Source organism: Burkholderia sp. MSMB0856 (genome assembly GCF_001524645.2).
GTDB classification, from domain to species: Bacteria; Pseudomonadota; Gammaproteobacteria; order Burkholderiales; family Burkholderiaceae; genus Burkholderia; species Burkholderia diffusa.
On record NZ_CP013428.1, the window covers coordinates 80221 to 104567 of the forward strand.

General features: G+C 65.6%; 26 protein-coding genes. 17 read left to right on the forward strand and 9 right to left on the reverse strand.

Annotated elements, in window-relative coordinates; all coding sequences use genetic code 11:
* Nucleotides 1–1689, reverse strand: coding sequence for a sigma-54-dependent Fis family transcriptional regulator (locus tag WS87_RS17925; protein WP_059818354.1), 1689 nt, complete (start codon nt 1687–1689; stop codon nt 1–3).
* Nucleotides 1690–1819: 130 nt separating this feature from the next.
* Between WS87_RS17925 and WS87_RS34265 the strand changes: the two genes are divergently transcribed.
* The 17 genes from WS87_RS34265 (at nt 1820) to WS87_RS18010 (ending at nt 16330) form a co-directional block, all read left to right on the forward strand.
* The gene (locus WS87_RS34265) at nt 1820–2206 is read left to right on the forward strand and encodes a phenol hydroxylase subunit (protein WP_236873249.1); all 387 of its coding nucleotides are present in this window, start codon (nt 1820–1822) and stop codon (nt 2204–2206) included.
* Between the two features lie 16 nt (nt 2207–2222).
* Nucleotides 2223–3218 carry a phenol hydroxylase gene (locus tag WS87_RS17935; protein ID WP_059818356.1) on the forward strand — a complete coding sequence of 332 codons (996 nt, stop codon included), beginning with the start codon at nt 2223–2225 and terminating at the stop codon, nt 3216–3218.
* 37 nt (nt 3219–3255) lie between these two features.
* Nucleotides 3256–3525 carry an MmoB/DmpM family protein gene (locus WS87_RS17940; protein WP_059818357.1) on the forward strand — a complete coding sequence of 90 codons (270 nt, stop codon included), beginning with the start codon at nt 3256–3258 and terminating at the stop codon, nt 3523–3525.
* A 38-nt stretch (nt 3526–3563) separates the two neighbouring features.
* On the forward strand, nt 3564–5114 hold the full coding sequence (locus tag WS87_RS17945) for an aromatic/alkene/methane monooxygenase hydroxylase/oxygenase subunit alpha (protein ID WP_059818358.1): 1551 nt from the start codon (nt 3564–3566) through the stop codon (nt 5112–5114).
* Nucleotides 5115–5188: 74 nt separating this feature from the next.
* Nucleotides 5189–5545 (forward strand): phenol hydroxylase subunit P4, encoded by a 357-nt coding sequence (locus tag WS87_RS17950; protein WP_059818385.1) that lies wholly within the window; start codon nt 5189–5191, stop codon nt 5543–5545.
* A gap of 25 nt (nt 5546–5570) precedes the next feature.
* Nucleotides 5571–6635 carry an NADH:ubiquinone reductase (Na(+)-transporting) subunit F gene (locus WS87_RS17955; protein ID WP_059818359.1) on the forward strand — a complete coding sequence of 355 codons (1065 nt, stop codon included), beginning with the start codon at nt 5571–5573 and terminating at the stop codon, nt 6633–6635.
* A 1-nt stretch (nt 6636) separates the two neighbouring features.
* Complete coding sequence (locus WS87_RS17960) at nt 6637–6993, forward strand: 2Fe-2S iron-sulfur cluster-binding protein (RefSeq protein ID WP_059692558.1); 357 nt, start codon at nt 6637–6639, stop codon at nt 6991–6993.
* 25 nt (nt 6994–7018) lie between these two features.
* On the forward strand, nt 7019–7963 hold the full coding sequence (locus tag WS87_RS17965; RefSeq protein ID WP_059818360.1) for a catechol 2,3-dioxygenase: 945 nt from the start codon (nt 7019–7021) through the stop codon (nt 7961–7963).
* A 20-nt stretch (nt 7964–7983) separates the two neighbouring features.
* Nucleotides 7984–8433 carry a GlcG/HbpS family heme-binding protein gene (locus WS87_RS17970; RefSeq protein WP_059818361.1) on the forward strand — a complete coding sequence of 150 codons (450 nt, stop codon included), beginning with the start codon at nt 7984–7986 and terminating at the stop codon, nt 8431–8433.
* Nucleotides 8434–8495: 62 nt separating this feature from the next.
* Nucleotides 8496–10007: a 2-hydroxymuconic semialdehyde dehydrogenase gene (locus WS87_RS17975; RefSeq protein WP_059818362.1), complete on the forward strand. Its 1512-nt coding sequence runs from the start codon at nt 8496–8498 to the stop codon at nt 10005–10007.
* Between the two features lie 28 nt (nt 10008–10035).
* Nucleotides 10036–10818 carry a 2-oxopent-4-enoate hydratase gene (dmpE, locus tag WS87_RS17980; RefSeq protein ID WP_059818363.1) on the forward strand — a complete coding sequence of 261 codons (783 nt, stop codon included), beginning with the start codon at nt 10036–10038 and terminating at the stop codon, nt 10816–10818.
* Between the two features lie 41 nt (nt 10819–10859).
* Entirely contained in the window at nt 10860–11780 is a 921-nt protein-coding gene (locus tag WS87_RS17985) for an acetaldehyde dehydrogenase (acetylating) (protein ID WP_059818364.1), read from the forward strand.
* A 44-nt stretch (nt 11781–11824) separates the two neighbouring features.
* Nucleotides 11825–12871 carry a 4-hydroxy-2-oxovalerate aldolase gene (gene dmpG / locus WS87_RS17990; protein ID WP_059818365.1) on the forward strand — a complete coding sequence of 349 codons (1047 nt, stop codon included), beginning with the start codon at nt 11825–11827 and terminating at the stop codon, nt 12869–12871.
* Nucleotides 12868–13656, forward strand: coding sequence for a 2-oxo-3-hexenedioate decarboxylase (gene dmpH / locus WS87_RS17995; protein ID WP_059818366.1), 789 nt, complete (start codon nt 12868–12870; stop codon nt 13654–13656). Before dmpG ends, dmpH begins: the two co-directional genes overlap by 4 nt.
* A gap of 24 nt (nt 13657–13680) precedes the next feature.
* Nucleotides 13681–13875 carry a 2-hydroxymuconate tautomerase gene (locus tag WS87_RS18000; RefSeq protein WP_257130074.1) on the forward strand — a complete coding sequence of 65 codons (195 nt, stop codon included), beginning with the start codon at nt 13681–13683 and terminating at the stop codon, nt 13873–13875.
* 37 nt (nt 13876–13912) lie between these two features.
* Nucleotides 13913–14734 (forward strand): alpha/beta fold hydrolase, encoded by an 822-nt coding sequence (locus WS87_RS18005; protein WP_059818367.1) that lies wholly within the window; start codon nt 13913–13915, stop codon nt 14732–14734.
* Nucleotides 14735–14929: 195 nt separating this feature from the next.
* Nucleotides 14930–16330, forward strand: a complete 1401-nt coding sequence (locus WS87_RS18010; RefSeq protein WP_107938174.1) for an OmpP1/FadL family transporter — start codon at nt 14930–14932, stop codon at nt 16328–16330.
* A gap of 52 nt (nt 16331–16382) precedes the next feature.
* On the opposite strand, the gene WS87_RS18015 is transcribed toward WS87_RS18010, so the two are convergent.
* The 8 genes from WS87_RS18015 to hndA form a co-directional block, all read right to left on the reverse strand.
* Nucleotides 16383–18107 carry a sigma-54-dependent Fis family transcriptional regulator gene (locus tag WS87_RS18015; RefSeq protein WP_059818368.1) on the reverse strand — a complete coding sequence of 575 codons (1725 nt, stop codon included), beginning with the start codon at nt 18105–18107 and terminating at the stop codon, nt 16383–16385.
* A gap of 298 nt (nt 18108–18405) precedes the next feature.
* Nucleotides 18406–19407, reverse strand: a complete 1002-nt coding sequence (locus WS87_RS18020; RefSeq protein ID WP_059818369.1) for a 2Fe-2S iron-sulfur cluster-binding protein — start codon at nt 19405–19407, stop codon at nt 18406–18408.
* Nucleotides 19408–19463: 56 nt separating this feature from the next.
* Complete coding sequence (locus WS87_RS18025; protein WP_059818370.1) at nt 19464–20450, reverse strand: aromatic/alkene monooxygenase hydroxylase subunit beta; 987 nt, start codon at nt 20448–20450, stop codon at nt 19464–19466.
* Nucleotides 20451–20462: 12 nt separating this feature from the next.
* Entirely contained in the window at nt 20463–20777 is a 315-nt protein-coding gene (locus tag WS87_RS18030) for an MmoB/DmpM family protein (protein WP_059536197.1), read from the reverse strand.
* Between the two features lie 19 nt (nt 20778–20796).
* Nucleotides 20797–21132 (reverse strand): Rieske 2Fe-2S domain-containing protein, encoded by a 336-nt coding sequence (locus WS87_RS18035; RefSeq protein WP_059536194.1) that lies wholly within the window; start codon nt 21130–21132, stop codon nt 20797–20799.
* A 7-nt stretch (nt 21133–21139) separates the two neighbouring features.
* Entirely contained in the window at nt 21140–21400 is a 261-nt protein-coding gene (locus WS87_RS18040; RefSeq protein ID WP_059818387.1) for a toluene-4-monooxygenase system B family protein, read from the reverse strand.
* Nucleotides 21401–21424: 24 nt separating this feature from the next.
* Entirely contained in the window at nt 21425–22930 is a 1506-nt protein-coding gene (locus WS87_RS18045; protein WP_059818371.1) for a toluene monooxygenase, read from the reverse strand.
* Nucleotides 22931–23291: 361 nt separating this feature from the next.
* A complete protein-coding gene (gene hndA, locus WS87_RS18050; protein ID WP_059818372.1) occupies nt 23292–24248 on the reverse strand; it encodes a 2-hydroxy-1-naphthoic acid nonoxidative decarboxylase in 957 nt (318 codons plus the stop codon).
* Nucleotides 24249–24347 lie beyond the last annotated feature (99 nt).

Consider the following 24347-nt stretch of genomic DNA (forward strand, 5'->3'; position numbering starts at 1 on the left):
TCACGCGTTCTCCTGATCCTGTTTGCGGTTGAGCCGATAGCTGAGCTGTGCGCGCGTCAGGCCGAGCAGGCGCGCGGCGGCCGACAGGTTGCCGTTCGCGCGATCGACGGCCTCGTGCAGCAGCGCGCGTTCGAGGCCGTCGAGCCCGCCGCCGCCCTGCAACTGGTCGAGGATGGAGCCGCAGTCGATCGACATGGCGGCCGCCGGCCGGATCTGCCCGGCCCGGTCGACCGTTGCGCCGCCGGGCGCGCCGACGCCGGGGAACAGGTCCTTCGCGTCGACCGGACGGTTCGGACGCGACAGGATCACCGCGCGCTCGATCAGGTTCTCGAGCTCGCGCACGTTGCCGGGCCAGCGGTAGCTGCGCAGCGTGTCGTAGGCGTAATCGGTCAGCGTCGGCGTCGGCTTGCCGTGCACGGCCGCGAAGCGTTCGAGCATCGCGTCGGCGAGCGGCGCGATGTCGTCCTGCCGGTCGCGCAGCGGCGGAATCAGCACCGGGTAGACGTTGATCCGGTAATAGAGATCGGCGCGAAAGGTGCCGTCGCGCACGGCCTGCTCAAGATCGCGGTTGGTCGCCGCGACGACGCGGACGTCCACCTTCCGGCCGTCGGTCGCGCCGAGCCGCTCGACCTCGCCCTCCTGAAGCACGCGCAGCAGCTTCGCCTGAACGTCGAGCGGCAGCTCGCCGATCTCGTCGAGAAACAGCGTGCCGCCGTCCGCGCGCTCGAAGCGGCCGGCGCGCGCGGCTTGCGAGCCCGTGAACGCGCCTTTCTCCGCACCGAACAGTTCGGACTCGATCAGCGCGTGCGGAATGGCTGCGCAGTTGATCGCGACGAATGGCTTCTGCGCGCGCGGGCTGAGGCTGTGCAGCGCGCGCGCGAAGCGCTCCTTGCCGACGCCCGTTTCGCCGGTAAGCAGCACGGCGACCTTGGTCGGCGCGGCCGTCTCCAGCAGCGCATAGGCCGCGCGAAACGCATCGGAGCGTCCGACGAGCCGGGTCCGGCCGTCGTCGGGCGTGATTTCGAGGCGCAGCGATTCGACTTCGGTCTGCAGGTCGCGGATCGTGTTGATCAGCGAGTCAGCCTTGAACCACGACGAGATTTCCTCCGCGTCGGGCCATTCCTCGGCCGGCTTGCCGACGATCGTGCAGTGCGGGTCGTGCATGCCGACGCAAGTCGTTTCCTTGAACAGGATCGTCCGGCCGATGAACGCACTGGTGTAGCCGGTCGCATAGCCGATCAGCATCCAGCAGACGGGCTCGGGCTGCGGCCCGAACGTGCGACGGTGCACGTCGGCTTCCCATGAATGTTCCCAGCGGTACTCGCAATAGAACGCGCCCGTCGCGGGATCGGCCTCGAACCGCACCGGCGTGACCTGCACCGCGCCTTCGAGCATGTGCAGTTGCGGGCCGACATGGAACATGTCGAACAGCGACGCGCCGCTGCGGATCTCGCGGGCGAGCGCGGCGTCGCGTTCGCCGGCGGCGAATCCGACCCGCGTGAAGAAGCGTCGCGTCTGTGCCGGTCCGACGCTTTCCATCAATTCCTGGCGCAGCGTCGCCAGCGCGCCGGCATGCAGCAGCACCATCCGCTGACCGGCCAGCCAGATGCGACCGTCGCTCGCCGAAAAATGGATCAGCTTGCGCAGGTCTGTGTCCGGCGGCAATGGGGGCAGGGTGGGCCGCGTCATGTCTCCTCCGTCGAGATTTCTCGTGATTTTCAAGGTTTTCGCCAGCGGCACCGCGGCAGGCGAATCGATTTGATCATTTCGGCAAATGCGCTCGACCGGGTTGCTCAAATGATGAAAAACGCCGCCGTGTATGGCTTCGGGCGTGGTCGCCGGCGAGCGATTTCCGTTCTGGTTAACCGCCATTGTGGATCGCGAATTTGAACTTCGCGTCAGGGCTTTCCCTGAATTATCGAGATTTTTTGGGCGCCTGCCAGGACGTGGCACGGATGGTGCATTGAAGTCCGGCATGGAGGCGACACCGATCATGAATCAGCACCCGACCGATCTTTCCCCGCTCGACCCTTGCCGCAAGTGCGCGCGCGTGACCGGCACGAACACGCGCGGCTTCGTCGAATTCGAGTTTTCGCTCGGCGGCGCGCCGGATCTGTTCGTCGAGCTGACGTTGTCTCCTGCCGCCTTCGACGCGTTCTGCCGCGAACAGCAGGTTACGCGGCTCGACGTCGAAGCGAACCCATGACCTTGAGGAGCAAGAAGTGACCATCGAGCTGAAGACAGTCGACATCAAGCCGCTCCGGCACACCTTCGCGCATGTCGCGCAGAACATCGGCGGCGACAAGACGGCGACGCGCTACCAGGAAGGCATGATGGGCGCGCAGCCCCAGGCGAACTTCCATTACCGGCCGACCTGGGATCCGGACCACGAGATCTTCGATCCGTCGCGCTCGGCGATCAGGATGGCGAACTGGTATGCGTTGAAGGATCCGCGCCAGTTCTACTACGCGTCGTGGGCAACGACGCGCGCGCGCCAGCAGGACGCGATGGAGTCGAACTTCGAGTTCGTCGAATCGCGCCGGATGATCGGCCTGATGCGCGACGACGTGGCCGCGCAGGCGCTCGACGTGCTGGTGCCGCTGCGCCATGCCGCGTGGGGCGCGAACATGAACAACGCGCAGATCTGCGCGCTGGGCTACGGCACCGCGTTCACCGCGCCCGCGATGTTCCATGCGATGGACAACCTCGGCGTCGCGCAGTACCTGACGCGCCTCGCGCTCGCGATGGCCGAGCCCGACGTGCTTGACGCAGCCAAGGCCAGCTGGACGAACGACGCCGCCTGGCAGCCGCTGCGCCGCTACGTCGAGGACACGCTGGTCGTGGCCGATCCGGTCGAGCTGTTCGTCGCGCAGAACCTCGCGCTCGACGGCCTGCTGTATCCGCTCGTCTATGACCGCTTCGTCGACGAACGGATCGCGCTCGCGGGCGGCTCGGCGGTCGCGATGCTCACCGCGTTCATGCCGGAATGGCACGCCGAATCGAGCCGCTGGATCGACGCGGTGGTGAAGACCATGGCCGCCGAATCCGACGACAACCGCGTGCTGCTCGCCCGCTGGACCCGCGATTGGTCTGCACGAGCCTACGCGGCGCTCGCGCCGGTCGCGGCGCGCGCGCTGCAGGATGCCGGCCGGGCAGCGCTCGACGAAGTGCGCGAGCAGTTTCAGGCACGCGTCGCAAAGCTCGGCCTCGCGCTCTGACGACGGGCATTCACTTCACATTCCAAGGAAAGCCAGCATGTCGAATGTATTCATCGCCTTTCAGGCCAATGAGGAATCCAGACCAATTGTCGACGCGATCGTCGCCGACAACCCGCGCGCGGTGGTGGTCGAGTCGCCCGGGATGGTCAAGATCGACGCGCCGGACCGGCTGACGATCCGCCGCGAAACGATCGAGGAACTGACCGGCACGCGCTTCGACCTGCAGCAGCTGCAGGTGAACCTGATCACGCTGTCCGGCCACATCGACGAGGACGACGACGAGTTCACGCTGAGCTGGTCGCACTGAACGCCGCGCAACACGCACCGACAACACCGGAGACACGAATGGACACGCCAACGCTCAAGAAAAAGCTCGGCCTGAAGGACCGCTACGCGGCAATGACGCGCGGCCTCGGCTGGGAGACGACCTACCAGCCGATGGACAAGGTCTTCCCGTACGACCGTTACGAAGGCATCAAGATCCACGACTGGGACAAGTGGGTCGACCCGTTCCGCCTGACGATGGATGCGTACTGGAAATACCAGGGCGAGAAGGAGAAGAAGCTGTACGCGGTGATCGACGCGTTCACGCAGAACAATGCGTTCCTCGGCGTGACCGACGCGCGCTACATCAATGCGCTGAAGCTGTTCATCCAGGGCGTGACGCCGCTCGAATATCTCGCGCATCGCGGTTTCGCGCACGTCGGCCGGCACTTCACCGGCGAGGGCGCGCGCATCGCGTGCCAGATGCAGTCGATCGACGAGCTGCGGCACTACCAGACCGAAACGCATGCGATGTCGACGTACAACAAGTTCTTCAACGGCTTCCATCACTCGAACCACTGGTTCGACCGCGTCTGGTACCTGTCGGTGCCGAAGTCGTTCTTCGAGGACGCGTATTCGTCGGGGCCGTTCGAGTTCCTGACGGCGGTCAGCTTCTCGTTCGAATACGTGCTGACGAACCTGCTGTTCGTGCCGTTCATGTCGGGCGCCGCGTACAACGGCGACATGTCGACGGTCACGTTCGGCTTCTCCGCGCAGTCGGACGAATCGCGGCACATGACGCTCGGCATCGAGTGCATCAAGTTCCTGCTCGAGCAGGACCCGGACAACGTGCCGATCGTGCAGCGCTGGATCGACAAGTGGTTCTGGCGCGGTTACCGGCTGCTCACGCTGGTCGCGATGATGATGGACTACATGCAGCCGAAGCGCGTGATGAGCTGGCGCGAATCGTGGGAGATGTACGCGGAGCAGAACGGCGGCGCGCTGTTCAAGGATCTCGCGCGCTACGGCATTCGCGAGCCGAAGGGCTGGCAGGACGCATGCGAAGGCAAGGACCACATCAGCCACCAGGCATGGTCGACGTTCTACGGCTTCAACGCGGCCTCGGCGTTCCACACCTGGGTGCCGACCGAAGACGAGATGGCGTGGCTCGCCGCGAAGTATCCCGACTCGTTCGACCGCTATTACCGCCCGCGCTTCGACTACTGGGGCGAGCAGGCGAAGGCCGGCAACCGCTTCTACATGAAGACGCTGCCGATGCTGTGCCAGACCTGCCAGATCCCGATGCTGTTCACCGAGCCCGGCAACCCGACGAAGATCGGCGCGCGCGAGTCGAACTACCTCGGCAACAAGTTCCATTTCTGCAGCGATCACTGCAAGGAAATCTTCGACCACGAGCCGCAGAAATACGTGCAGGCGTGGCTGCCCGTGCACCAGATCTATCAGGGCAACTGCTTCCCGCCCGACGCGGATCCGAGCGCGGAAGGCTTCGATCCGCTCGCCGCGGTGCTCGACTACTACGAGGTGCAGATGGGCCGCGACAACCTCGATTTCGACGGCTCGGAAGACCAGAAGAACTTCGCGGCCTGGCGCGGCCAGGCAACGAGCAACTGACCCGCAACCGACAAGCAACCTTGAAGAAGGCCCGCGCGCGCTGCCGCGCGAACGCGGGCCGACAGGAGACAAACATGGCCGTCATCGCGCTCAAACCCTACGACTTCCCGGTGAAGGATGCGGTCGGGAAGTTTCCGGCGCCGCTGCTTTACGTGTGCTGGGAAGACCACCTGATGTTTCCCGCGCCGTTCTGCCTGCCGCTGCCGCCCGACATGCCGTTCGGCGCGCTTGCCGATAAGGTGCTGCCGCCGGTCTACGGCTATCACCCCGACTTCGCGAAGATCGACTGGGACCGCGTCGAGTGGTTTCGCTCCGGCGAGCCGTGGACGCCGGACGCAGCGAAGAGCCTGGCCGACAACGGCCTCGGGCACAAGGATTTGATCAGCTTCCGAACGCCGGGCCTCGATGGCCTCGGCGGCGCGAGCTTCTGACCGTCATGCGGACGAGCGAACCATCATGAGCCACCAACTTACCATCGAGCCGCTGGGCGTCACGATCGAGGTCGAGGAAGGACAGACGATGCTCGATGCCGCGCTGCGCCAGGGCATCTACATTCCGCATGCGTGCTGTCACGGCCTGTGCGGCACCTGCAAGGTCGCGGTGCTCGACGGCGAGGCCGATCTCGGCGATGCGAACCCGTTCGCGCTGATGGATTTCGAGCGCGAGGAAGGCAAGGCGCTCGCGTGCTGCGCGACGCTGACGGCCGACACCGTGATCGAGGCCGACGTCGACGAGGAACCGGACGCGGAGATCATTCCGGTCAAGGATTTCGCGGCCGACGTCACGCGCATCGAGCAGCTCACGCCGACCATCAAGTCGATCCGACTGAAGCTGGCGCAGCCGATCCACTTCCAGGCAGGCCAGTACGTGCAGTTGGAGATTCCCGGCCTCGGGCAGAGTCGCGCGTTCTCGATCGCGAACGCGCCGGCCGACGTCGCGGCCACCGGCGAGATCGAGCTGAACGTGCGGCAGGTGCCGGGCGGGCTCGGTACCGGCTATCTGCACGAGCAACTGGCGACGGGCGACCGCGTGCGCCTGTCGGGCCCGTACGGCCGCTTCTTCGTGCGCCGCTCGGCTGCGCGGCCGATGATCTTCATGGCCGGCGGGTCGGGGCTGTCGAGCCCGCGCTCGATGATCGCGGACCTGCTCGCCGGCGGCGTCACCGCGCCGATCACGCTGGTCTACGGCCAGCGCAACGCGAAGGAGCTGTACTACCACGACGAATTCCGCGCGCTGGCCGAACGTTATCCGAACTTCACATACGTGCCGGCGCTGTCCGAAGGCGCGCCGGATGCGGGCGGCGAGGTCGCGCAAGGGTTCGTGCACGACGTCGCGAAGGCGCATTTCGACGGCGACTTCTCGGGGCATCAGGCGTACCTGTGCGGGCCGCCCGCGATGATCGACGCATGCATCACGACGCTGATGCAGGGCCGCCTGTTCGAGCGCGACATCTACCACGAGAAGTTCATCTCGGCGGCCGACGCGCAGCAGACGCGCAGCCCGCTGTTCCGGCGGGTGTGACATGGACGCGGGCCGCGTATGCGGGACGGTCAGGATCGCGCAGACCGACGAGCGCTATGCGTGCGTGTCCGGCGAGTCGTTGCTGGCCGGCATGGCGAAGCTCGGCCGGCGCGGCATTCCGGTCGGCTGCCTGAACGGCGGGTGCGGCGTGTGCAAGGTGCGCGTGCTGCGTGGCGCGGTGCGCAAGCTCGGGCCGGTCAGCCGCGCGCACGTCAGCGCGGAAGAAGAGAACGACGGCTACGCGCTCGCGTGCCGTGTGGTGCCGGACGGCGACGTCGAACTCGAAGTGGCCGGCCGGCTGAAAAAGCCGTTCTTCTGCGGGGCGGCCGGTGCCGGCGCGCCGACGATCGACAAGTAACCAGGAAACCAGGAGGAGACACATCATGGGTGTGATGCGTATTGGTCATGTCAGTCTGAAGGTGATGGACATGGAAGCGGCGCTGCGTCATTACGTGCGCGTGCTCGGCATGCAGGAGACGATGCGCGACGCGGCGGGCAACGTCTATCTGAAATGCTGGGACGAATGGGACAAGTATTCGCTGATCCTGTCGCCGTCCGACCAGGCAGGGCTCAAGCACGCCGCGTACAAGGTCGAGCACGACGCCGACCTGGACGCGCTGCAGCAGCGTATCGAGGCATACGGGATCGCGACCGAAATGCTGCCTGAAGGCGCGCTGCCGGCCGTTGGCCGTCAATTGCGGTTCCTGTTGCCGAGCGGGCACGAACTGCGGCTGTTCGCGAAGAAGGAACTGGTGGGCACCGCGGTCGGCTCGCTGAACCCCGATCCGTGGCCCGACGACGTTCCGGGCTCGGCCGTGCACTGGCTCGACCACTGCCTGCTGATGTGCGAACTGAACCCGGAAGCCGGCGTGAACCGTGTCGAGGAGAACACGCGCTTCATGGCCGAGTGTCTCGACTTCCATCTGGCGGAACAGGTGATGGTCGGCCCCGGCAACACGATCCAGGCCGCGACGTGGATGTTCCGCAGCACGACGCCGCACGACATCGCGTTCGTCGGTGGCCCGAGCAACGGCCTGCATCACATCGCGTTCTTCCTCGACGACTGGGCCGACGTGCTGAAGTCGGCCGACGTGATGGCGAAGAACAAGGTGAAGATCGACGTCGCGCCGACGCGGCACGGCATCACGCGCGGCACCACCATCTATTTCTTCGATCCGAGCGGCAACCGCAACGAGACGTTCGCGGGGCTCGGCTATCTCGCGCAACCCGATCGCCCGGTCACGACGTGGACCGAGGAGGAGCTCGGACGCGGGATCTTCTTCCACTCCGGCGAGCTGAACGAAGCGTTCACGACCGTCTACACCTGAGCCGCAAGGAGTCCAGCGTCATGGATCGAAACGACACGAACCGGAGCGTCGACATGCGCACGATCGACTGGCCCGCCGCGGCGCGCGCGGCGCAGGCGACGGCCGAGGCCGCCGAGCGGCTCGGCGTGCGCGTGAATGTCGCGGTCGTCGACGCAGCCGGGCTGCTCGCGGCATACGTGCGCATGCCCGGCGCACCGCTGCATTCGATCGACATCGCGATCGACAAGGCGTACACGGCCGCGAGCTTCGGTCTGCCCACCGGCGCGTGGCACGCCGCATTGGCGTCGCACTCGGACGCGGTGCGGCAGGGCCTCGTGCTGCGGCCGCGTTTCGTCGCGTTCGGCGGCGGGCTGCCGATCGTCGATGACGGCGCGTTGATCGGCGGCATCGGCGTATCGGGCGGCAGCGAGACGCAGGACGCGCAATGCGCGTACGCGGGGCTCGATGCGGCCGGCTTCGGCGGGCCATGACGCTCGGCACACGCGAACGCGCTCCACGAACCCACGGATTCACGATCATCGGCACACACATCATGTACGACACCGAACCCATCGCCGCGACACGCGGCCCCGCCGGCGGGCAGCCGGACCCGCGGCTCGTCCGCAACTTCATCGACGGCGAATATCGCGCGGGCGAACGCTGGTTCGACAAGCGCTCGCCGCTCGACAACGCGGTGATTGCGCGCGTCGCCGAAGCGAGCCGCGCGGATGTCGACGCGGCGGTACAGGCCGCACGCGCGGCGCTGGCCGGCCCGTGGGGCGCGCTGACGGTCGCGCAGCGCGTCGAACTCCTGTATGCGGTGGCCGACGGCATCACGCACCGCTTCGACGATTTTCTCGAAGCGGAAGTGGCCGACACCGGCAAGCCGGTGAGCCTCGCCAGCCATATCGACATCCCGCGCGGCGCCGCGAACTTCAAGGTGTTCGCCGACGTGGTGAAGAACGTGCCCGGCGAAACCTTCGAGATGGCGACGCCGGACGGCGCGGGCGCGCTCAATTACGCGATCCGCCGGCCGGTCGGCGTGGTCGGCGTGATCTGCCCGTGGAACCTGCCGCTGCTGCTGATGACGTGGAAGGTCGGGCCCGCGCTCGCCTGCGGCAACACGGTGGTCGTGAAGCCGTCGGAGGAGACGCCGCAGACGGCCGCGCTGCTCGGCGAAGTGATGAACGCGGCGGGCGTGCCGCGCGGCGTCTACAACGTCGTGCATGGCTTCGGGCCGGGTTCGGCCGGCGAATTCCTGACGACGCATCCGGGCGTGAACGCGATCACGTTCACCGGCGAGACGCGCACCGGCGCGGCGATCATGAAGGCGGCGGCCGACGGTGCGCGGCCCGTCAGCCTCGAAATGGGCGGCAAGAACGCGGCGATCGTGTTCGCCGATTGCGATTTCGACGCGGCCGTCGAGGGCACGTTGCGCTCGTGCTTCGCGAACGCGGGGCAGGTTTGCCTCGGCACCGAGCGCGTGTATGTCGAACGTCCGCTGTTCGAGCGTTTCGTTGCCGCGCTGAAGGCCGGTGCCGAACGGCTGCGGCCCGGCCGTCCGGAAGCAGAGTCGACCGGCCTCGGCCCGCTGATCAGCCAGGAGCATCGCGACAAGGTGCTGTCGTATTACCGCAAGGCGGCCGAACTCGGCGCGACGGTCGTGACGGGCGGCGGCGTGCCCGACATGCCGGAGGATCTGCGCGACGGCGCGTGGGTGCAGCCGACGATCTGGACCGGCCTCGGCGACGATTCGCCGATCGCGCGCGAAGAGATCTTCGGGCCGTGCACGCTGGTGATGCCGTTCGATTCCGAAGCCGAGGTGATCGGCCGCGCGAATGCGAATGCGTACGGGCTGTCGACCGCGATCTGGACGACCAACCTGTCGCGCGCGCACCGCGTCGCGGCGTCGATCGACGTCGGCATCGCGTGGGTCAATTCGTGGTTCCTGCGCGACCTGCGTACGGCGTTCGGCGGCGCGAAGCAATCGGGCATCGGCCGCGAAGGCGGCGTGCATTCGCTCGAGTTCTACACGGAGCTTCGCAACGTCTGCATCAAGCTCTGACCCAACCGTTCATGACCGGAAAACTCTTATGGACTCCACGTTGATTACCACGCTGGGCGACCGGCTGTACGACGCGATGACGTCGCGCGAGCCCATCGCGCCGCTGACGTCGCAGCACGAGGACCTGTCGGTCGACGACGCGTACCGGATCCAGCAGCGCTTCGTGCAGCGCCGCCTGGACGCCGGCGAGACCGTCGTCGGCAAGAAGATCGGCGTCACGTCGAAGGCGGTGATGGACATGCTCGGCGTCTACCAGCCCGACTTCGGCTACCTGCTGTCGGGCATGGTGGTCGGCGAGGGCGAGTGCATCGCGCTCGACACGCTGATCCAGCCGAAGGCCGAAGGCGAGATTGCATTCGTGCTGAAGCGCGACCTGCTCGGCCCGGGCGTGACGAACGCGATGGTGCTCGCCGCGACCGAATGCGTGATGCCGTGCTTCGAGATCGTCGACTCGCGCATCCGCGACTGGAAGATCCGCATCGGCGACACGGTCGCCGACAACGCGTCATGCGGCGTGTTCGTGCTCGGCGACCGGGCGGTGAGCACGCGCAGCGTCGATCTGTCGACGTGCGGAATGGTGCTCGAGAAGAACGGCGACGTGGTCGGCACCGGCGCCGGCGCGGCCGCGCTCGGCTCGCCGGTGAACGCGGTCGCGTGGCTCGCCAACACGCTCGGTCGCCTCGGCATTCCGCTGAAGGCCGGCGAAGTGATCCTGTCCGGCGCGCTCGCCGCGATGGCGCCGGTCGGGCGCGGCGACAACTTCCGCGTGTCGATCGGCGGGATCGGCGCGTGTTCGGTGCGGTTCGCGTGAGCGCCGCCCGTTCCCCTTTCCACGCAAACGAGGAATTTCCCATGACCCGAAAGATCCGTTGCGCACTGATCGGTCCCGGCAACATCGGCACCGACCTGCTCGCCAAACTGATGCGCAGCCCCGTGCTCGAACCCGTGTGGATGGTCGGCATCGATCCCGATTCAGATGGCCTGAAGCGCGCGCGCGAACTCGGCCTCAAGACCACCGCGGACGGCGTCGACGGCCTGCTGCCGCATGTGCGGGCGGACGGCGTGCAAATCGCGTTCGACGCGACGAGCGCATACGTCCATGCGGAAAACAGCCGCAAGCTGAACGCGCTCGGCGTGCTGATGATCGACCTGACGCCGGCCGCGATCGGCCCGTACTGCGTGCCGCCCGTCAACCTGAAGGATCACATCGGCTCCGGCGAGATGAACGTGAACATGGTCACGTGCGGCGGCCAGGCGACGATTCCGATGGTGCGCGCGATCTCCCGCGTGCAGCCGGTCGCGTACGGCGAGATCGTCGCGACCGTATCGTCGCGTTCGGTCGGCCCCGGCACCCGCAAGAACATCGACGAGTTCACGCGTACGACGGCCGCGGCCGTCGCGCAGGTCGGCGGCGCGAAACAAGGCAAGGCGATCATCGTGATCAACCCGGCCGACCCGCCGCTCATCATGCGCGACACCGTGCACTGCCTGACGGAAAGCGCGCCCGACGAAGCGCGCATCGTCGAATCGGTGCACGCGATGATCGCCGACGTGCAGCGCTACGTGCCCGGCTACCGGCTCGTCAACGGGCCGGTGTTCGACGGCAACCGCGTGTCGGTCTATCTCGAGGTCGAAGGCCTCGGCGACTACCTGCCGAAATACGCGGGCAACCTCGACATCATGACGGCCGCCGCCGCGCGCACCGCCGAGATGTTCGCCGAGGAACTGCTGGCCGGGCGCCTCACGCTGGCATCGGCCGCCGAGGCGGCCTGACGCCCGCCAACGCGACTTCCACGACCGGACGACAAGGAACGGAAATGAATCTCAAAGGCAAACGAATCACCGTCCACGACATGACGCTGCGTGACGGCATGCACCCGAAGCGTCACCAGATGACGCTCGACCAGATGCGCTCGATCGCGAGCGGGCTCGACGCGGCCGGCGTGCCGCTGATCGAAGTCACGCACGGCGACGGCCTCGGCGGCTCGTCGGTCAACTACGGCTTTCCCGCGCATACCGACGCGGAATACCTCGGCGCGGTGATCCCGCTGCTGAAGCGCGCGAAGGTGTCGGCGCTGCTGCTGCCGGGCATCGGCACCGTCGACCACCTGAAGGAAGCGCACGCGCTCGGCGTGCATACGATCCGCGTCGCGACGCACTGCACCGAGGCGGACGTGTCCGAGCAGCACATCGCGATGGCGCGCAAGCTCGACATGGATACCGTCGGCTTCCTGATGATGAGCCACATGAACAGCCCCGACGGGCTGGTGAAGCAGGCGAAGCTGATGGAGTCGTACGGCGCGAACTGCGTCTACATCACCGACTCGGCCGGCTACATGCTGCCCGACGACGTGAAGGCTCGCCTCGCCGCGGTGCGCGACGCGCTGAAGCCCGAGACGGAACTGGGCTTCCACGGTCACCATAACCTCGCGATGGGCGTCGCGAACTCGATCGCCGCGATCGAGGCCGGAGCGAACCGGATCGACGGCGCGGCGGCCGGGCTCGGCGCTGGCGCGGGCAACACGCCGCTCGAAGTGTTCGTCGCCGTCTGCGAGCGGATGGGCATCGAGACCGGCGTCGACGTGTGGAAGATCCAGGACGTCGCCGAGGATCTCGTCGTGCCGATGATGGACTTCCCGATCCGCATCGACCGCGACGCGCTGACGCTCGGCTATGCGGGCGTGTACGGCTCGTTCCTGCTGTTCGCGAAGCGCGCGGGCGAGAAGTACGGGATTCCGGCGCGCGACATCCTCGTCGAGCTCGGCCGGCGCGGCATGGTCGGCGGGCAGGAAGACATGATCGAGGACACCGCGCTGACGCTCGCGAAGGCGCGCGCGGCACAACCGAAGCGGGAGGCCGCATGAATCTGACGACCGACACGATCGAGTCGCTGGCCGCGCATCTCGACGACTGCATGCGCGAGGCGCGAGACACGCCGAAGATCACCGACCGTCATCCGGAGATGGACTGGGACGACGCCTACGCGGTGCAGGATGCGATCCGCCACCGGCAGCTTGCGCGCGGCGCGCGGATCGTCGGCTACAAGGCCGGCCTGACGTCGCACGCGAAGATGCGGCAAATGGGCGTGGACACGCCCGTGTTCGGATTCCTGACCGACGTCTACGACCTGCCCGACGGCGGCGAGTGCGATACGTCCGCGCTGATTCATCCGAAGGTGGAGCCCGAGATCGCATTCGTGACGAAGGCCGAGCTGAAGGGCCCGGGCTGCCATGTCGGCGCGGTGCTCGCCGCGACGGACTTCGTCGTCGCCGGGATCGAGGTGATCGACAGCCGCTACCGCGACTTCAAGTTCGACCTGAAAAGCGTGGTGGCCGACAACACGTCGGCCGCGCGCTTCGTCGCGGGCGGCCGACCGCTGGCCGTGGACGGCGTCGACCTGCGCACGCTCGGCATCGTGCTCGAGAAGAACGGCTTGCCGGTCGCGTTCGGCGCCGGCGCGGCCGTGCTCGGGCACCCGGCGGCCGCGATCGCGATGCTCGCGAACCACCTCGGCGCGCGCGGCGAATCGATTCCGGCGGGCAGCCTGATCCTGTCGGGTGGCATCACGGAGGCGGTGGCCGTCGCGGCCGGCGACAACGTGACGCTGCGCGTGCAGGACATCGGGTCGGTGGGCGTGCGATTCATCTGAACGTTTCGAACGCAAAGGGAGGCCATCGTGCCGATAGCGCATCTGTACATCCTGGAAGGCCGCGACGACGACAAGAAGGAACGCCTGATCGCCGAAGTCACCGAAGCCATCCATCGCTCGCTGGACGCACCGCTCGAATCGGTGCGCGTGATCATCACCGAGATGCCGAAGGCGCACTTCGGGATCGGCGGGCAGAGCGCGAAAAAGCGCGGCCGCTGACGCGCCGCGCACCATCGAAATCGACTGGAGGAGCGTCATGTCAACCAATCCCGAACTGGGCCGCCGGATCGTCGCGAGCGGCCTTGACACCAACTATCACGACCTCGGCGACGGGCCGCCCGTGCTGCTGATCCACGGCTCGGGGCCGGGCGTCACGGCCTACGCGAACTGGCGGCTCACGATGCCCGCGCTCGCCGAGCAGTTTCGCGTGATCGCGCCGGACATGGCCGGATTCGGCGAAACCGAGCGGCCGCGCGATTACGTGTATTCGATGGATCACTGGGTCGACCACGCGCTCGGCCTGCTCGATGCGCTTGGCGTCGAGCGCGCGCACGTGATCGGCAATTCGTTCGGCGGCGCGCTCGCGCTTGCGCTGGCGATCCGTGCGCCCGACCGGGTCGGACGCCTCGTGCTGATGGGCGCGGCGGGCACGCGCTTCACGCTGACGGACGGGCTCGATGCCGTGTGGGGCTATACGCCGTCGATCGCGAACATGCGCGGCCTGCTGGACATTTTCGCGTTCGATCGCACGCTGGTGAACGACGAACTCGCGAAGCTGCGCTACGACGCGAGCGTGCGGCCCGACTACCAGGAGGCGTTCGCGAACATGTTTCCGGCGCCGCGCCAGCGCTGGGTCGATGCGCTCGCGAGCGACGAGGCGAAACTGCGCGCGCTGCCGCACGACACGCTGATCGTCCATGGCCGCGAGGATCGCGTGATTCCGCTCGACAGTTCGATGAGGCTGCTGGAACTGCTGCCGAACGCGCAACTGCACGTGTTCGGGCGCTGCGGACACTGGACGCAGATCGAGCATGCGGCACGCTTCAACCGGCTGGTGATCGAGCACTTCAATGAGTAGCCGGACTCGTTGACTTGCGCCGACGGCGAGGTGCCGCACGGCAGAGCTTGGACGAGATTCATGTCGCGGGACGGCTTGCATGCATTGATGGCCAAGTTGCCGGACGGAGGCCGGTGACATCCCGGTAATCGTAAGCCGGCGCAAATACGAGCGGTAAATTGCAGATCAATAACAATTAGCACCATTAAATGATGAATGGGTAAGGAGACGTCCGTGAAAGGCAAATATGTTCGTTTGATAGTTGTGGCATGCGCTGCGGCCTGGAGCGCGAATGCGAGTGCGACCGACGTGTTCAATCTCGAAGGCTATGGTCCGATCTCGCGCGCGATGGGCGGGACCGGCGTGGCCTACGACGTGGGCGGAGCGGCGATGATGCTGAACCCGGCCACGCTCGGCCTGATGGCCGAGGGGCGCTATGTGGACCTCGGACTCGACGTTGTGACGACGGACATCCACGTGAAAAACGCGTCGACGGGCGAGAGCGCCACGTCGGGAAATCATGGCAACAACAACGGGCCGTATTTCGCGCCGCAGATGGCCGTCGTCTATCGACGCGCGAACTATGCGTTCGGCATCGGCGCGTTCGCCGAAGGCGGGCTCGGCACGCAATTTGGCGGAAACAGTTTTCTGTCCCGGACGGCCACCAACAATATCGATACCGGACTGGATCAGTTTTCGCGGCTGCTGGTGCTGCGCGTCCCGCTCTCCGCCGCATACAACGTGACCGACAGGCTGACCGTAGGCGCTTCGCTGGATGTCGTGTGGACCTCGCTCAACCTGGGTTCGCTACTCGATGTGTCGCAGATCGGCACCCTGGCGGCGCAGCGCCGCGTTTCCGGGTCGCTGGTGCCGACGCTGTTGAGCGTACCCGGCCTGTCGGGCGGCTACGTCGGCTTTTCGCACAGCGGTATCGTCGGCGGCGGAGCGGACGGATGGGGCATCGGGGGCAAGTTGGGCCTCACGTATCTGCTGACACCGGATACGCGAATCGGCATGGCATACAACTTCAAGACCGCCGTGAGCGATCTGCACGCCGGGCACGCGAATCTGACCGCCGTTAGTTCGGTGGCGGGCAACATTCCATTGAGCGGCAACATCGTCGTGAAGGATTTCCAGATGCCCGCGCAGTTGACGGTCGGCATCAGCCACCGCTTCAATGACCAGTGGTCGGTGTCGGCCGATTATCAGCACGTGTTCTGGGCAAGCGTCATGAAGAACCTGAACATGAGCTTCACGCAGGCCGGAACCGGCGCCAACCTGAACCTGTCGATTCCGCAGAACTATCACGACATCAATGTGTTCGCGGTCGGTGCGGAATATCGCTACAACACGAAGTTGACGTTCCGGGCGGGCTTTCAGTACGCGCAGGAGGCTGTGCCGAACGACATGCTGCTGGCCGTCGTCCCGGGGATTCCGACGACGCATTTGAGCGCCGGTGCGTCCTACGCGTTCGACAAGAACGACGTTGTCGATTTCGCGCTGTCGGTCGGCCTGAAAAAGACACTGTCGAACAGCAGCCAGCCGAACACGGCAGTGCCGATCGTCGCGACGCACTCGCAAATCAACGCAGTCCTCGGGTATCAGAAGCGCTTCTGACCGGATCCCGCGCGAGGCGGCATCGGTGCCGCCTCGTCGGCCGACTGTCGCGTCATTCCAGATCGATGCCGTACTTGCGCAACCGATAGGCAAGCGTGGGCCGGGTAATGCCGAGCACGCGCGCCGCCAGTGAGAGATTGCCGTTGGCTTCCGCGATCGCCGCGCGCAGCATCGCTATCTCGGTCTCGGCGAGTCCGGGGCGGGCGCCGGAGCCGAGCGAGGCCGGGCCCGAGGCCGCCTCGACCGGCTCGTCCATCAGCGCGATGTTGCCGCTGCGCTTCAGGATGAACGACGACACGTCGATTTCCTCGCCGGTCGTGAACAGATGACAGAGATCGAGCGCACCGCCGTCTTCGGCAAGAATCACCGCGCGCTCGATCATGTTCTCGAGTTCGCGCACGTTGCCAGGCCAGTCGTAATTGAACATCGCGTCGACTGCGCGCTCGCGAAAGCCGGTGATGCGCTTGTCGTGCTTCTTGGCAAGCCGCTGGAGGAACCAGTTCATCATCAGCGGAATGTCGTCGCGCCGTTCGCGTAACGGCGGCACCTGAATCGGAAATACGTTGAGGCGGAAAAAGAGATCCTCGCGGAATTGCCCCGCCTTGACGGCTTCCCGCAGGTTGACGTTCGTCGCCGCGATGACGCGCACATCGACCTTGCGCGTGCGAGTGTCGCCGACTCGCTCCAGTTCGCCCTGCTGGAGCGCGCGCAACAGCTTGCCCTGGGCGGTGAAGCTGAGCGTGCCGACTTCATCGAGAAAGAGCGTACCGCCGTCGGCTCGCTCGAACCGGCCCGGCCGCGACGAGGTTGCGCCGGTATAACCGCCCCGTTCGACGCCGAACAGCTCGGACTCCATCAGGTGCTCCGGAATCGACGCGCAATTGACGGCGACGAACGGCTTGTCGGCCCGCTTGCTGAGCCGATGAAGATTGTTCGCGAACACCTCCTTGCCGACGCCGCTTTCGCCGAGAAACAGCACGGTGGCTTCCGTGGGGGCGACTTTGTTGACCATATGGCACACGGTGTTGAAGCCTGCCGAGATGCCGACGACGCCGAAGCTGTTCTCGGGGGCGCGCGCAATCCGCTCGGCAATCCGGCTAGTTGCCGGCAGCATCGTCTGCGGTTCGAGCGACCATTTGACGAAATCGCCGATCTGCAGGAAGCGCAGATCGTCCTGCGGATCGTCCCATTCCTCGACCGGCTTGCCGACGACCCGGCATTTTGCGTGCCCCATCCCGCGGCATTCGATTTCCCGCCAGAGGATCGGCCTCCCCATGAACGCGCTGGTGTAGCCGCACGCGTAGCCGATCAGCATCCAGCAGACTGCATCGTTGCCGATGCCGTAACTTGCGATGTGCGCCTCCGCCTCCGACGAATCGATCAGGTAGAAGTCGCCGAAATAGTGGCCGCGCTCGACATCGATGTCGAGCGCAATCGGTTCGCAGTGGACGATCCCTTCGAGCGAGACGAGCTGCGGGCCGGCGAGAAAGTCGTCGTAGGTATTGAATCCGGCCCGTACCTTGCGCGCCATGGCCGCGTCGTGCGTGCCGGCCTGATAGCCGATTCGAGTAATGAGGCCGCGCGCGGTTTCCTTGCCAAGACTCTCGATGAGCTCCTGGCGCAGCGCGCCGAGTGAGCTGATGTGCATCAGCATCATGCGCTGGTCGTCGAGCCAGATCCTGCCTTGCTGCGGTGCGAACCTCAGACGCTTCGCGAGGTCGTGGATGGCGGGAACGCGAATTTCGGGATGTCCGGCCTCGCGCGAGGGCTGCCCCATTCGTGACCCCGGCGAAGATTCCGGTTTGCCGTTGCGCATTTCGCTTCTTGACATGCTTGCCTCGTTCGCGGCCGATCTGGCCGACTCTCCGTCGCTCCGGCGAGGCATGTGGCGCAAGGGAACATGCTTGCGACACGCGTCGCGACCGAATATTGCGACCGAGTCAGTGCGACATTGCGACCGACTCGCCCGGTTCAGCTTAGCGTGCGTCCGTCGTCATGGCGATTGGTGAAAGTACGCGAGGGAAATCGGCAGAGGAATGCGCGCGACCCGTCTGAACGGGCCGCCGCACCGGGGCTCAGACGAATCGATCGAAGTGCAGCTGCGCGAAGGGGACCTTGTGGCGGAGCATCAGCAAGTCCTGCACGGCCTCGATCATGGGCGGGGGGCCCGCAAAGTAGAAGCGGTATTGGTCGAGCGGTTGGGCAAGCACGCGCTCCGCCTCGTCGTGCACGAAACCCGTCGCACCGTTCCATTGCTGCGACGGGTCCGCAGCGGACAGCACGATCGATACCGAGAGCCGTTCGTGCGCAAGCGCTTCGAGTTCCGCCGCGGCACCGAGATCCGCCTGCGAGCGCGCACCGTAGAAGAAATGGACGTGCGCGGCTCCGGGCTGGGCCAGTGCGCCGCGCGCAATCGACAGCATCGGTGCCAGGCCCGAGCCGCCCGCGATGCAGACAATATCGCGCGCATCATCGTCGCGCAGGTAAGCATGGCCGTAAGGCCCGTCGATGAGAATCCGGTCGCCGATGCCGATACGGTCGAACAGAGCGTTGCTGCCCGCACCACCGGGGACGCGCCGGATGACGAACTGCCACAATCCGTCGCCGTTCGGCAGATTCGACATCGAGTAGGCGCGCGCTCCTTTTGCCGAGTGCGGATATAGCAGCGCATACTGGCCGGCGCGGAACGTTGCCTCGGCCGGAGTACGAAACGTGAATTCGCTCATGTCCGGCGTCACGCTGCGCCGTGCGACCAGTTCCGCCTCTCGACGCGACGGGGCAACGACGGGCAGGTAGCTGTCGTCGCAGCGTACGCGAATGGTGCAGTCGCCGGTCGGGCGCGACTGGCACGCGAGCCGTTTGCCGCGCTTTCGATCGCGCTCGGAGAGCCCCGGCGCGTCCGGCCATAACGTCGCCATCGAGCCGGACACGAGCTCGAAGCGACAGGCGCCACAGCCGCCCACGCTGCATTCGTGCGGCAGTCCCACTCCGGCACGTAATGCGCCACGCAGCAGCGCGTCTTCCGACGCGTCGACGGCGAACGTCGCGCCGCCTTCAATCGTGATCTGATGTTCCATCTTCAAGTTTCGCCTTGCGGGGGCCGGCATGCGCCGGCCCCGGGTTCACCCAGCGGTCACAGGCCGATACCGCGTCGGAATTCGCTCACTGCGGCGCGCGCACGCGCTGCCGCATCCGGAGCGTCGGGCAGCGAGTTGCAATAAGCGTCGATGGCGGCATCCGCGAGCGGTGCCCACTTGTCGACCCACGCGGCGAGCACAGCGTGGTTGCCGTCCTGTTCCAGCGCCATACGCACAAGTTCGCCTGCCCAGCGGCGATGCCGTTGCGCGTCGGCCAGTTGGGCATCGGTCAACAGGCCGAGCAGCGTATCGCCGTTCTGGCGGGCGGTCTGGCCGAGCGTGCGCAGCACCGTCTCTTCGACGGCGGGCCGTGCAACCAGGTTCAGCGCGACGAAGCTTTCGGCCCAGTCCCATGCGACGAGCGCTTCCTCGACGAGCCGCCGCCAGCCCTGCCACGCGGGGTCCTGTTCCCAGATGCGGCGCTCCTCGTTCGCGAAGCCGAGATCGGGGAAGGCCAGCGACAGCTCCTTCGTTCGATACGCGGTATGCGTGAGCCAGCGAAGAGAGTCTGCCGTCTGATAGGCAGCGCAGTTGGAGATCGTCGACGCGGGCGCGAGCTGTGTCAGATAGGCGGAGCCCATCTGCAGCGCGTGGAACAGGTAGCGCGCCGGCGTATACAGGCGTGCGAGGTATTCCGCCCAGTCGCGCTCGAGCATCGCGTCGTGACCGCGCGAGGAAAACTGGTCGAGCAGACCGAAGACATATGTCTCCTGGCCGTCCTGCATCATGTTGTAGGTGCGGTAGACCAACTCGTCGGGATCGCGGAATGCGTTCCAGTCGGCATGGCGCAGCGGCGACGCGTTGCGGTTTCGCTTGAACCATAGGGCCATCCCGAAGTTGGGATCGAGTTCGAACGGCGCGTCGGGGTTGTCGGTCGTGTAATGCAGATTGGTCGAGACGATTTCGTATTCGCTCGGTTTGCGCCGCCGTGCGGCCAGATGGCTCCACGTCTTGAGCGGCTTCAGGATTTCGGGTTGCGTCATGGTGGTCTCCTGTCAGAGCGTTTTTTCGTAATAGAAGCGGACGTAATCGTCCGTCGTCTCGATACGGCCTGCGAAGGAACTGAGGTTGATTTCCAGTTCCGACATCTTGAACGGCCGCCCGAGCGCCGTCTCGAGCGTCGCGCGGCGCAGGATCAATTCGCCTTCCGTATCGATGCGTACGTAGGCGAGCTTGTCGTCGATGCGAATCTCCTTGTCCGGATTGTCTTCCTGGGCGGCCTCGATGACGCCGGCAGTGATGCTGCTCGCGCGCAGGATGGGGCCGACCCGGTTGTTGCGGTAGGCGTCCGCTGTGTTGTCGTGGCTCATGATGTGTTCCTACGTCGGATCAGGAATGGGCGAAGAGCGGCTCGACGCCGTCCACGGCAACGAGGATGTCGTCACCGTCGAGTTTCACGGCATATTCCGCGAGACGGCAGTCGCCGGGATTGATCCCCTTGCCCGTGTTCGCGTCGAAGGTCCATTGATGTGCGCGGCACATCAGGACTCGGCCGTCGAACTTGCCTTCCGCGAGCGGAATGTCCTGGTGCGGGCAGATGCCCTGGAAGGCGCGGGGCTCGCCGCCTTCGGGGCGGACCAGCACGATCACGTGGCCTTCAATCTCGACCTCGGTCATGTCGCCTTCCCACAGCTCGTCGAGCGTGGCTGCTTTGTGAAATGTCATATCAGCCTCACGCGTCACAGAAAATGAACTCGAGCGATTCCATCGGCCTGATGTCAGTCTCGCAAAGCCGGGTATCGCGCGGGAAGAACGCGTCGCTGCCCTGACGCCGAACCCTCACGATCTTGTCTGGCTGCGGCGCGACGCGCCGGCCGACCGAGTGATGCGCCGCCGCGGCAGCGACCTCGTCCATGGTGTTTTCGGTATCGACCGCAACGAGTTGCAGCACGAAGTCGTACTGAAAATTGGAAATCACGGGAAAAAGTGCCATGTCGTCCTCCATTGGTCGGCTGTCTCACGCAGCCTTCTGTTGATTGCATCGATTGCGATAGGCCTCGACCCACGCGTATTGATGGGCGTCGTCTCCGCTCTCGCCGGGGGCGAGGCTCATGTACTTGAGCGCACCCATCAGATCGGGGGGCTGGATATGCCCGGCGAGGAAGCGGTCGACGAGCGTCAGGTGATCTCGATAGCGCGACGGGTCCTGCTGGAATACCCAGCGGTCGATCTCGGAATTGAAGTGATAGGTGCGACCGTGGTAATCGAGCGGATAGTCCTTCACGTTCCAGCCGTTGCCGGGAATAGCGCAGATCGGCAACTGGCTCATGTTGCAGACGATCGGCAACGTCTCCGGTACCGTCAGATGCGTCTTGCCCGCGATCAGGTTCTCGATGATGACGTCCCAGGCCTTTCCGAATGTGTCGTTCCAGCCGGGATACTTGTCCTCGAGCCAGTCTCGGCAATCCGGCGTCATGCCGGCGGCGGGGTTCCACCAGACGGTCGGCCGCCAGAACCAGATTCCCATCTGGTATGCGTGGTGCTGGTAGTCGAACTCGTTGATCATCTGGTCCCAGTACCACGGCAAGTCGAGGCCGAGGTCGATCAGCGTGCGCTCGAACTGGCCGACGATCCATTCGCGCATGAACTCCTTGAACGATTGCTTGCGGTGATGCAGCGGTGTCGCGTAGTCCATCGCCGTTCCGGTCAGCAGGCAGAAGAGGCGCCACGCGCGGGCGATCGCAATATCGACGAGCTTCTGTGCCTCCTCCTTGCGACCGTTCGCGATCAGGATCTGCAGCGCGGGGCCGCCAATCTGCGCGTGGCGCGATTCATCCGTCTGGATGCTGGAGATGAGGCTCGCAAAAGTGAAGTCGCCGGCCTCGGCGGCGTCCGCGGCAAGGCCGAGGAACTGCATGTTGGTGAAGCCGGTCTCGAACGCGAACGTGAGCATCACGGCGATTTCGAGCGCACTGCGCGCCATGAACAGGTCGTCGAACGTGCTGCGCGCGGCAATCGCGCCCCACTCGTTCGTGTGGTATGCCTTGTGAGCCCAGTCGAACTGACGGTCCTTGTGGCAATAGTCGTGGGGAAAATACAGCTGCAATTGCCCGTGGCGGTTTTCGTCCAGCATGCCGAACGTCGCCATGTTGCGCATGCCGGGCGCCCGGCCGAACCGGGCCATGCGCGCTTCCCCGCTCATGGCGGCATATTCGCCGAGTGCGATGGCGCCGTAATGCGATTTCAGGATCGAAAGCCAGCCAGGGTCGGCGTCCTCGAACATGCGGCTGCGCTCCAGCGCAGCCTTCACGGAATAGGCGCCGGCATCCTTTTCTCGCTGAATGCGGACGTATTCGGAGTAGGACGTCTTGTACGGTTCGTCGTAGCTTTCCCATGTCTCCATCGGAATGCCTTGCGCGCCAGTCATGATATCGGGGAAAAGATCGGATTCCGTAACATATTTCGGAGTCCAGTTCGTCGAGCGGGCGATGTCATACCACGCCGATCGTTCCAGTAACGCCATGTCATGTCTCCTTGGTTGGGATCGTTCGAGCCGGTTGCTTGCGCTCAGCGGGCGTTGTGCACGGGCCGGCGAGCATGAATGAGCAAGGGGAGTGCCAGGATGACGAAGCGGACGGAATGTTTGCAGTGCAAAATCCCGATATTCGTGGCTTGAGAAGCAGGAGGGAGCGTCGTAGGTGATGTTTGCTGCGATGCGGAAATGGCGGAAATTCAGCCCGATTTGATTATTTGGTCAAGCCGCTCTGGTTCGCCGCATGCGAACCAGACTGATCTTTTGATGAAAATCTCGATATTTGCGTGCCAGGGTTTCGCCGCTTGCGTCCCAGGATGTGAAGATCCAGGCCGAACCCGCATCGGGAGGGCTATCGTTGGCGCCGCATGTGCTCGACACGCGAAAACAGCGCAAGCCCGTTGTCGTGGTTGATCGATGCGTGACCGGCGGAGTCGAGCGCGGTGTAGGCATCCTGCTCAACCGCAAACGACATGCTGACGGAGGCCGGTGCATACGGGAAATCGCTGCCGTAGAGGATGTGAGCGGGCCTCGCGAACGCCATGAGGCTTGGCAGCGCGGACGGCGACGACAGCGCGGTGTCGAAGTAGAAGGTGCGCAGCAGGTCGAGCAGCCCGTCGCGATCCGGCACGTCGTCGCGCACGCCCGGCGCGAGTTCGGCAAAGCGGTATGCCGTGTACGGCAGGAAGCCGCCGGCGTGCGACAGGATGATGCGCACGTTCGGGTAGCGCGCGACCACGCCGTTGAGCACGAGCTGCAGCGCGGTGCGCGTCGTATCGAACGGATAGTCGAGCAGCGGGCCGGGCATGCCGGCCAGGACGTCGATCGCGGGCTTGGCCGGATGAATGAACACCACCGCGTGACGGCGATCGAGTGCGGCCCAGACGGCTTCGAATGCCGCATCGCCGAGGTAGACGCCGCCGTAGTTGCTGAGCAGCACGACGCCGTCGGCGTTCAGCGTGTCGAATGCGTGGTCGATTTCGGCGAGCGCGCCGTCGACGTCGGGCAGCGGCAGCGTCGCGAAGTTGCCGAAGCGGGTCGGCCATTTCGCGACGAGGCCGGCCACGTATTCGTTGACCTGACGCGCCATGTCGCGTTTCGCCTGGCCGTTCCAGCCCTGCACGCCGGGCGCCGTCAGCGATAGCACGCCTGTGCGGATCTCCAGCGAATCCATGAACGCGAGCGCGGCTTCCGGGCTCCAGGTGGGGCTGCCCCAACCGGATGGGTCGCCGCCGTGGGCGGGCAGGGCGTCGGCCCAGAACGGCGGGACGACATGCTGGTGAACATCGATGCGGTTGCGGTCGGACATGATCGGGCTCCCTGGACGTGCGCTGCGACGCAGCGGATGTCGATCAGGATGCACGCGGTTGATTTTTCACTCCAATAGATTAAATTTCGAGATTAATCG